The 2,434-nt window shown below is 71.6% G+C and carries 2 protein-coding genes; one reads left to right on the top strand and one right to left on the bottom strand.

Annotated elements, in window-relative coordinates:
• Nucleotides 1-314 precede the first annotated feature (314 nt).
• On the bottom strand, nucleotides 315-1,223 hold the full coding sequence (locus DAT37_RS28735; RefSeq protein ID WP_109528027.1) for a 2-hydroxyacid dehydrogenase: 909 nt from the start codon (nucleotides 1,221-1,223) through the stop codon (nucleotides 315-317).
• A 38-nt stretch (nucleotides 1,224-1,261) separates the two neighbouring features.
• Between DAT37_RS28735 and DAT37_RS28740 the strand changes: the two genes are divergently transcribed.
• A complete protein-coding gene (locus tag DAT37_RS28740; protein WP_109528028.1) occupies nucleotides 1,262-2,314 on the top strand; it encodes a PQQ-dependent sugar dehydrogenase in 1,053 nt (350 codons plus the stop codon).
• Nucleotides 2,315-2,434: the final 120 nt, after the last annotated feature.

Below are 2,434 nucleotides of genomic sequence, written 5' to 3' on the forward strand. Positions count from 1 at the left end.
GTCAGCGGTGCCCGAGGGTCACGCCAGCGGATCACAGTCGTTGCCCATCCCGTCTCGAACTCTGCCCGGTGGCCGCCGAGGACCGACGGGCCACATCGCCAGTGTGCGTGGTGGCGGGTGTCCGGGGGGTGACAACGCCGATGTCGTCACCGATCTGATAACCACACAGACCAATCGGTTCCCGACCATACTTGACAGTGAGTCAGGAACCTCCTGGTACAAGCAACGGTACGCACCGAAGGTCACGGGCCAGCCACGTTCCGGATTCCTCTCAGTACGGGTCGGTCCGGTGCGTCAGTTCGGTGCGCGCCGGTTCAGTAGGCGTCGCTGATGACGTTCTCCAGCGGCTCCGCCGCGAGGTAGCGCAGCAGCTGCGCGCGGACCAGCCGGAGCGTGCGCCGCACCGAGGCGGGGGTGCTGCCCGCGACGTGCGGGGTGATCAGCACGCCGGGCGCGCTCCAGAGCGGATGGTCGGCGGGCAGCGGCTCGGGCGCGGTCACGTCGAGCGCGGCGCGCAGCCTGCCGGCCTTCAGCTCGGCGAGCAGCGCGTCGGTGTCGACCACCCCGCCACGGGCGGCGTTGACCAGCACGGCGCCGTCCTTCATGCCGGCGAGGAAGGCGGCGTCCACCATGCCGGAGGTGGCCTCGGTGGCGGGCACGAGCAGCACTACGACGTCGGCCGCGGGCAGCAGCTCGGGCAGCTCCTCCATGGCGTGGACATCGTCGCGGGCGCTCCTGGCCACGCGGACGACGTCGACCTCGAAACCGTCGAGCCGGCGTTCGAGCGCGGCGCCGATGGAGCCGTAGCCGACGATCAGCACGGTGCTGTCGGCCAGCGCGCCGGTGTGGTGGTAGTGCCACTCGCCCCGCCGCTGCGCGTCCACGAACCCCGGGAACTCCCGCAGCACCGCGAGCATCGCGCCGACCGCCCACTCCGCCGTGCCGGCGTCGTGCACGCCGCGCGCGTTGCACAGCACCGCGCCCTCAGGCATGTGCGGCCGGTACGGTTCCACGCCCGCCGTGACCGTCTGCAAGAGGCGCAAGGAGCTCATCCTGGCCAGAAGTCCCGGCACGTCGGGCACGGTCACCAGCGGCGGCACCCACACCTCGACCTCGTCGGCCCCGTCCGGCACCGGGCCGCGCCCGTCGTAGACGACGCACTCCACCCCCGGCAGATCAGAAAGGACATCTACGACTTCGTGGGAAGGAACCCAGATCCTCATGCCGAGAACCTTACGACCTGGGGGGAAGTATGGAACACATGAGAAATCTCTTGGCGATCACGCTGGTGGCCGCGCTCACCTCCTGTTCCAGCGCAGGCGGGGTGGTGCCGACGGCCGCCGTCTCCCCCGCCGCCCGGCCGGACGAACCGGTGACGGTGGCCCGCGACCTGGCCGTGCCGTGGGCGATGGCGTTCCTGACCGGTGGCGACGCGCTGGTGACCGAGCGTGACTCCGGCAGGCTGCTGAAGCTCGGCCGGTCCGGGCAGGTCACCGCGCTGGCCACGATCGAAGGGGTGGAGCCCGACGGCGAGGGTGGCCTGATGGGCGTGACGGTCAGGGAGGGCCACGTGTTCGTCTACTACACCGCCGCCGAGGACAACCGGATCGTCCGCTACCGCCTCGGCGAGACCGGGATCAGCGAGCCGAAGGTGATCGTCAGGGGCATCCCCAAGGGCGCCATCCACAACGGCGGCCGGCTGGAGTTCGGCCCGGACGGCTATCTGTACGCCGCCACGGGCGAGATCGGTGAGGGCGAGCTCGCCCAGCGACGCGACTCGCTCGCCGGCAAGATCCTGCGCATGACCGTGGAGGGCGCGCCCGCGCCCGGCAACCCCTTCGGCACGCTCGTCTACAGCCTCGGCCACCGCAACGTGCAGGGCCTGGCCTGGGACGCCGCCGGCAGGCTGTACGCCTCGGAGTTCGGCGCGGGCAGGTACGACGAGGTCAACCTGATCAAGCCGGGGGCCAACTACGGCTGGCCGGAGGTGGAGGGCCGCGGTGACAACCCGGACTTCGTCAACCCGATCGTGACCTGGACCACCGCCGAAGCCTCGCCCTCGGGCCTGGCCTACGCGGGCGGCTCGCTTTGGATGGCCGCGCTGCGCGGCGAGCGGCTGTGGCAGATCCCGCTCGACGGGGACGGCTCGCCGGGCAAGCCGGTCGCGCACTTCACCGAGGTGTACGGGCGGCTCCGCGGCGTGACGACGGCCCCGGACGGCACGGTCTGGGTGTCGACCAGCAACAAGGACGGCAGGGGCTCGCCCCGCGACGGCGACGACAGGATCCTCTCGGTCACCCCGCGCCGCCCGTAGGCCGTCTCCAGCGCCCGGGCGTCGGTCGCGGGCCGGTCAGCCCGGCTCGTTCCGGACGGTGCAGATCACCTGGGCCTGCGGCCGGTACTTGGTGGTCTGCTTCTCGTCCCGCTTGACCTC

It is taken from the genome of Nocardia aurea, from assembly GCF_003123685.1.
In the GTDB taxonomy this organism is placed as follows: Bacteria; Actinomycetota; Actinomycetes; order Mycobacteriales; family Mycobacteriaceae; genus Nocardia; species Nocardia aurea.

Coding starts and splice junctions, on each gene's coding strand:
- DAT37_RS28735 (WP_109528027.1), bottom strand. CDS start 1,223: ATGAGGATCTGGGTTCCTTCCCACGAAGTCGTAGATGTCCTTTCTGAT.
- DAT37_RS28740 (WP_109528028.1), top strand. CDS start 1,262: ATGAGAAATCTCTTGGCGATCACGCTGGTGGCCGCGCTCACCTCCTGT.